Source organism: Streptomyces sp. NPDC053673, from assembly GCF_055585225.1.
Map to the genome: position 1 here is coordinate 481,809 of NZ_JBVJKN010000002.1, position 6,971 is coordinate 488,779.

General features: G+C 70.5%; 4 protein-coding genes. All 4 read left to right on the forward strand.

From position 1 onward, the window contains the following. Positions 1 to 5: 5 nt before the first annotated feature. The 4 genes from ACZ6ZQ_RS05440 to ACZ6ZQ_RS05455 all read left to right on the forward strand — a co-directional run bounded on the left by ACZ6ZQ_RS05440 (position 6) and on the right by ACZ6ZQ_RS05455 (position 6,728). Positions 6 to 1,811: an ABC-F family ATP-binding cassette domain-containing protein gene (locus tag ACZ6ZQ_RS05440; protein WP_469767222.1), complete on the forward strand. Its 1,806-nt coding sequence runs from the start codon at positions 6 to 8 to the stop codon at positions 1,809 to 1,811. Positions 1,812 to 2,089: 278 nt separating this feature from the next. Further along, a complete protein-coding gene (locus ACZ6ZQ_RS05445; protein WP_469767223.1) occupies positions 2,090 to 3,940 on the forward strand; it encodes an outer membrane protein assembly factor BamB family protein in 1,851 nt (616 codons plus the stop codon). A 58-nt stretch (positions 3,941 to 3,998) separates the two neighbouring features. After that, entirely contained in the window at positions 3,999 to 5,795 is a 1,797-nt protein-coding gene (locus ACZ6ZQ_RS05450; protein WP_469767224.1) for an outer membrane protein assembly factor BamB family protein, read from the forward strand. 231 nt (positions 5,796 to 6,026) lie between these two features. Next, complete coding sequence (locus ACZ6ZQ_RS05455) at positions 6,027 to 6,728, forward strand: helix-turn-helix transcriptional regulator (protein WP_469767225.1); 702 nt, start codon at positions 6,027 to 6,029, stop codon at positions 6,726 to 6,728. Positions 6,729 to 6,971 lie beyond the last annotated feature (243 nt).

Consider the following 6,971-nt stretch of genomic DNA (forward strand, 5'->3'; position numbering starts at 1 on the left):
CGTTGATGGCCGTCAACCTGGTCAATGTCGAGGCAGTCAGCAAGGTGTACGGCACCCGTGCCCTGCTCGACGGGGTCTCCCTCGGCGTGTCCGAGGGGGACCGTATCGGTGTCGTGGGGCGCAACGGAGACGGCAAGACGACCCTCATCCGGATGCTCGCCAAGCTGGAGGAGGCCGACACCGGTCGGGTCACCCACAGCGGCGGGCTGCGCCTCGGGGTGCTCACCCAGCACGATTCGCTCGACCCCTCCGCCACCATCCGGCATGAGGTCATCGGCGACCTCGCCGACCACGAGTGGGCGGGCAACGCCAAGATCCGCGACGTGCTCACCGGGCTGTTCGACGGTCTCGACCTCTCCGGCTTCCCGCGGGGCCTGGACACCGTCATCGCCCCGCTCTCCGGCGGTGAGCGGCGCCGTATCGCCCTCGCGAAGCTCCTCATCGGCGAGCCCGACCTGATCGTTCTGGACGAGCCGACCAACCACCTGGACGTCGAGGGCATCGCCTGGCTCGCCCGCCACCTCCGCGAGCGCCGCTCGGCCCTCGTGTGCGTCACCCACGACCGCTGGTTCCTCGACCAGGTCTGCACGCGCATGTGGGACGTCCAACGCGGCACGGTCTACGAGTACGAGGGCGGCTACTCCGACTACGTCTTCGCGCGCGCCGAGCGCGAGCGCATCGCCGCTACCGAGGAGGCCAAGCGGCAGAACCTGGTCCGCAAGGAGCTGGCCTGGCTGCGCCGCGGCGCCCCCGCCCGTACGTCGAAGCCGCGCTTCCGGGTCGAGGCCGCCAATGAGCTGATCAAGGACGTGCCGCCGCCGCGCGACACCTCCGAGCTGATGAAGTTCGCCTCGTCACGGCTCGGCAAGACGGTCTTCGACCTGGAGAACGTGACGGTGCAGGCGGGTGAGAAGCTGCTGGTGAAGCATCTGACCTGGCAGCTCGGCCCCGGCGACCGCGTCGGCCTGGTCGGGGTCAACGGCGCGGGCAAGACCTCCCTGCTGCGCGCGATGGCCGAAGCCGCCCGCAGCGACGGCGAGAAGCAGCCTCCCGTGGGCCGGATCGTCACCGGCAAGACGGTGAAACTGGCCTATCTCTCCCAGGAGGTCGCCGAGCTCGACCCCGCCCTGCGGGTGCTGGAGGCCGTCCAGCAGGTGCGCGACCGGGTCGACCTGGGCAAGGGCCGGGAGATGACCGCGGGGCAGCTGTGCGAGCAGTTCGGCTTCACCAAGGAGAAGCAGTGGACACCGGTCGGCGATCTGTCCGGCGGTGAGCGGCGCCGGCTGCAGCTGCTACGGCTGCTGATGGACGAGCCGAACGTGCTGTTCCTCGACGAGCCCACCAACGACCTCGACATCGAGACCCTGACCCAGCTGGAGGACCTCCTCGACGGCTGGCCCGGCTCGATGATCGTCATCTCCCACGACCGTTTCTTCATCGAGCGGACGACCGACCGGGTGTTCGCGCTGCTCGGCGACGCGGCGCTGCGGATGCTGCCGCGCGGCATCGACGAGTACCTGGAGCGCCGGGCCAGGATGATCGAGGCCGCGGCCCCGGCACCCGCCGCGTCCGAGAAGTCCGCCGCTCCGGAGAAGTCCGCAGCGGACGTCCGCGCCGCGAAGAAGGAGCTGCAGAAGATCGAGCGGCAACTGGACAAGGTCTCCGACAAGGAGACCAAGCTGCACTCGCAAATCGCCGAAAACGCCACCGACTTCGAGAAGGTGGCGAAACTCGACGCCGAGCTGCGCGAACTGGCCGCAGAGCGCGAGGAGTTGGAGATGCGCTGGCTGGAGCTCGCCGAAGACGCCTGAGGGCGTGTGCGAAGAAAGCGTGCAGAGCCGACCGCACCGCCCCGGGGCGCCCCCCGGGACTCCCGATAACAACGGCATCACGGGCCGGTTCTCCCTTGGGTACAGGGGCGGACCGGCCCCGTTTTTCCCAACTGCCAGGTGATAGAAAGAAACCCCGCTCGACTGACGTGACGCTGCGCAATCCATGTCCGATTCGCTCCTTTCCTCAGGCAACTGCCCGATGGAATCGCGGGGGAGGCCGGTCGGGCTGTGGACCGCACAAAGGGGGAAGAGCTGAAATGACTCAGCCGCCCAGCCAGCAACCGCCGCAGGGAGGCTTCGGCTCTCCGCAGGATCCTCAGCACCAGGTTCCCCAACAGCCCGCGCAGCCGCCCCAGATGCCGCCGGTCCCGCCGCAGGCCCCGGCGGCGCCGCCCGCGGGACAGCCTGCCGGACAGCCCGCTGGACAGCCCGGCTACGGCTATCCGCAGACCCCGCCGCCCGGCCAGCCGCAGCCCGGTTACGGCTACCCGCAGCAGGCCCCCGGCCAGCCCGGCCCGTACAACCAGCCGGGTCCGTACGGCCAGCAGCCCGGTCCGTACAACCAGCAGCCTGGCCCGTACGGACAGCCGCAGGGCGGCTACGGCTACCCGACCCAGCCGCAGTACCCCGGCGCCCCCACGCCTCCGCAGGGCGGCGGCAGTGGCAACTTCTTCAAGGGCAAGCCCGGTGTCGTCATCGGTGCGGCCGTGGCGGCCCTCCTCGTCATCGGGACCGGCACCTGGTTCGCACTGAGCGGCGGTGACGACGAGAAGTCGCCCGACGCCAAGCAGAGCGCGTCGCCGCGGCCGAGCGGTTCGGCTTCCGTCGACCAGGGCGACGGCAGCGGCGGAGGCCGCAACGCCGCGGACGACCTCAACGCCGGTCGCAAGGACGGCGAGTCGAAGGTGCTCTGGCTCACGAAGAACGACATCGACCTGCCGCGCAACGGCGCCGAGACACAGGGCCCGTGGTTCGTCGGCGACCTCGTCGTCAAGGGCATGTACAAGGAGCTCGCCGGCTTCTCGGTCGCCGACGGCACGAAGAAGTGGACCCTGCCGCTGCCCGGCGAGCTGTGCGCCGCGCCCGTCCGCAGCACCGAGGACGGCAAGCTCGTCATCGGCTTCAAGGACGGCACCACCAGCGACGCCAAGTGCACCCAGATGCAGCTGGTCGACCTGAAGACCGGCAAGGCGGGCTGGAAGAAGGAGATCACCAAGAAGGGCGCCTTCGACCTGCTCTCCGACATCACGCTGGCGATCAGCGGCGACACGGTGACCGCCGCCCGCACCGGCAACGCCGATGCGTTCCGGATCAGCGACGGCAAGCCGCTGTTCGGCAAGCTGCCGGGCAACTGCCAGCCGGAGGCGTTCGCCGGCGGCCCCAAGCTGATCGCCGCCGAGTCCTGCCGCACCGGCGACATCGACAAGACCCAGGAACAGCTCCAGGAGCTCGACCCGGTCACCGGCAAGGCCAAGTGGACCTACAAGCTCCCGGCCAACTGGGAGGTCGACAAGGTCTATTCGGTCAGCCCCCTGGTCGTCTCGCTGAGCCAGCGCGAACAGAAGAAGTGGAGCGTCATCGCGCTCAACGCGAACGGCACGCTGCGTTCGCAGATCGACGGCGGCAAGGACCGCTTCCAGCCCCGCTGCGGCGGCGGTTTCGTCGTCTTCGGCAAGACCCTGGAGGGCTGTGTCGGCGTCGCCGCCGACGCCAACACCTTCTACATGGCGACCGAGCCCAAGGAGGGCGGCGCCGCCCGCACCAACTCCGTCGTGGCGTTCAACCTCGGCACCGGCAAGGTCAAGTGGCGCGCCGACGCGCCCGCCGACCGCACGATGATCCCGCTGCGGATGGAGGGCTCCAGCGTCCTGCTGTACATGGAGGCGTCGTACAACGCGGGCGGCGCGGTGGCGACGCTGGCACCGACCGGCGGGAAGCCGGCCGTGGTCCTGCAGAACCCCGCGTCGACCGCCCAGATCGAGAGCTCCTTCTGGTCGCCGAAGCTGGCCTACCAGGACGGCCGCTTCTTCATCGCGAGCGGCCGGGTCAGTGCGTCGAACGACAAGGAAGAGAAAGAGACGAAGACGATGATGGCCTTCGGCAAGTGACCGCGTCCGACGGACGTCCCGGAACCGACAGACTCCTTCTCTTCAGAGGTACGTACGCATGACGCAGCCACCGCAGCCGCCCAACCAGCCGCCGCAGGCTCCGAACCAGCCCCCGCAGGCTCCTCCTCAGGGCGGCTTCGGCGCGCCCCAGGACCCTCCGCCCGGTGGCTTCGGCGCCCCGCAGGATCCTCCGCCCGGTGGTTTCGGCGCGCCCACCCCGGCCCCGCAGAACCCCGGTTACGGCTATCCGCAGACGCCGCCGCCCGGCCAGCCCGCCGGTTACGGCTATCCGCAGACCCCGCCGCCCGGCCAGCCGCCGACCCAGCCCATGGGGCAGCAGCCGTACGGCTACCCGACCCAGCCCGCGCAGCAGCAGTACCTGCCGCCCCAGCAGGGCGGCCTTGGCGGCGGCAAGAAGCTGAACACCCAGATGCAGATCATCATCGCGGCGGTCGTCGCGGTGGTCCTGATCGTCGCCGGCGGTGTCTGGTTCGCGTCGAGCGGCGGCGACGACTCCAAGAAGGACGACGCCAAGGGCTCGACCGAGGGCGCCGACGGCGGCAAGAGCAAGGCCATCGGCGGTGGCGGCAAGGAGAAGGCGCCCGCCAACACCGCGGCCAAGGTGGCCTTCCAGCTGCCGCAGCCCAAGGTCACCGACACCACCAGCGTGGTCGGTTCCTGGGTCACCGACTCGGCCTACGTCAAGACCGGCATCAACTCCGTCGTCGGCTACGACCTGGCCAAGGGCACCGTGCTGTGGACCATTCCGCTGCCCGGTCAGGTGTGCGCGGCCTCCCGGCACGCCACCGCGGACCACAAGACCGCGATCGCCTTCGAGCCCGCCAAGCGCGTCCCGCCGAAGAACTACCAGACGTGCACCGAGGTGGGTGCCATCGACCTGAAGGCCGGCAAGCTCCTGTGGACCAAGTCGACCACGGGAACCGGTGACGACAAGGTCCGCTACAACGAGATCACGCTGAGCGGCAACACGGTCGCCGCCGGCGGCACCGACGGCGGCGCGGCCTTCGACCTCGGCACCGGAGCGATCCGCTGGAAGCCCGAGGCCAACGCCGAGAACTGCTACGACATGGGCTACGGCGGCGGCGAGGCGCTGGTGGCGGCCCGCAAGTGCGGCGAGTACGGCAGCCAGCACGTCGTCATCCAGCCGCTGAACCCGGCGACCGGAGCGCCTGCCTCCTCGTTCAAGATGCCGGCAGGCGTCGAGTACGCGGGCATCGTCTCCACCAAGCCGCTGGTCGTCGCCGCGGACGTCGGTGACACCGCCGGGGACGGCAGCAGCATCTCGGACTTCTTCGTCGTCGACGAGAAGACCGGCAAGCTGAAGGTCAAGATCGCCGCGGATGCCGACCGGTTCGACGCGAGCTGCGGCTCCACCGAGGTCGAGTCCTGCCAGAACGCGGTCGTCGGCAACGGCCGGCTGTACCTGCCCACGGAGGAGCACGAGGGCGGCGGCGAATACGGCGACACCAACGAGATCGTGTCGTTCGACCTGAACACCGGCAAGCCGACCACCGACAAGGCCGACGCGGGCGACCGGTACACGATCTACCCGCTGCGCATGGACGGCGGCAACATCATCGCGTACAAGCGGCCCCCGTACGACAAGGGCGGCCAGATCATCAGCATCGACGGCGGCACCTTCAAGCAGACGGTGCTGCTGGAGAACCCCGCGGACGAGTCGATCCGGGACGCGGAGACCAGCTTCAGCATGGACTACGCCGAGATCAAGTACACCAACGGCCGGCTGTTCATGTCCGAGACGATGCTCAGCAAGCCGAGCAGCTCCGGCTCGGGCGATCTGGAGTATCTGGCGCTCAGCTTCACCACCAACTGACCGTGAAGCGATCAGGAGGTCCCCTCGCCGGCCGGCGAGGGGACCTCCTCCGTTCTGTCGGCGCTGTCAACTTGCCCTGAACGACACGCATTTCGCCGATCCGAGGGATTTCTGACGCGTAGGGCGGGCGCAACGTCGAACAAGCGTGTAGCTTGCCGGGTCAGTAGGGCTGGGGGTGTCAGAGGGCTGGGGGGCCGGGGGGCCGACTCCAGATGTTTGGGGGGTTGCTCGATGGGTGTGCGGCTGATGGTGGTCGACGATCACAGACTGCTCGCCGAGGCGCTCGCCTCGGCGCTGAAGTTGCGCGGGCACCGGGTGCTCGCGGCGGCGGCGCCCACGGCGGGGGCGGCCGAGCTCGTGGTGAGCAGGGCGCCCGAGGTGTGCCTGCTGGGGACGGCGACACCTGCGGAGCCCGGGGTGTTCGACCCGATCGTGCGGATCAAGCGGGAACGGCCGCAGGTGGCCGTGGTGGTGCTCGGCCCGGTGCCCTCTCCGCGCGGGATCGCGGCGGCCTTCGCGGCCGGCGCGTCCGGCTATGTGCGGCACGACGAGCGGATCGAGGGCGTCGAGCGGGCCATGGTCAAGGCGCGGGCGGGGGAGGCGGCGGTGGCGCCGCAGCTGCTCCAGGGCGCGTTCGCCGAGCTGCTGAACCCGGCGGCGCAGCCCGACGACGAGGGGCAGCGGCTGCTTCGGATGCTCACCCCGCGCGAGGTGGAGGTGCTCGTACGCGTCGCGGAGGGCGAGGACACCCGGCTGATCGCTGCGGGCATGGGGATAGCTCCCAGCACGGCCCGTACGCACGTCCAGCGCGTGCTCATGAAACTGGGCGTCGGCTCGCGGCTGGAGGCCGCGGCCCTGGCGGCGCGGACGGGGCTCCTGGACCGCGCCGCGATCCCCCTGCCCGCACCGGCACCGGCACCGGACGCGGACTAGGCCCGCGCTGGGGCCGGACGCGGGGCCAGGCCCGTCCGGCACCGGGCGCGGGCCAGGCCTGTCCGGCACCGGGCGCGGGCCAGGCCTGTCCGGCACCCGGACGCGGGCCAGTCCCGCGCCCACGCCTACGCCCGCGCCGGACGTGGATCAGTCCCGCGCCCACGCCTACGCCCGCGCCGGACGTGGATCAGTCCCGCGCCCACGCCTACGCCCGCGCCGGACGTGGATCAGTCCCGCGCCCAC

What these genes read in the sequence shown, in the direction of transcription:
- ACZ6ZQ_RS05445 (WP_469767223.1), top strand. Translation starts at nt 2,090, where the DNA reads ATGACTCAGCCGCCCAGCCAGCAACCGCCGCAGGGAGGCTTCGGCTCT.
- ACZ6ZQ_RS05440 (WP_469767222.1), top strand. Translation starts at nt 6, where the DNA reads ATGGCCGTCAACCTGGTCAATGTCGAGGCAGTCAGCAAGGTGTACGGC.
- ACZ6ZQ_RS05450 (WP_469767224.1), top strand. Translation starts at nt 3,999, where the DNA reads ATGACGCAGCCACCGCAGCCGCCCAACCAGCCGCCGCAGGCTCCGAAC.
- ACZ6ZQ_RS05455 (WP_469767225.1), top strand. Translation starts at nt 6,027, where the DNA reads ATGGGTGTGCGGCTGATGGTGGTCGACGATCACAGACTGCTCGCCGAG.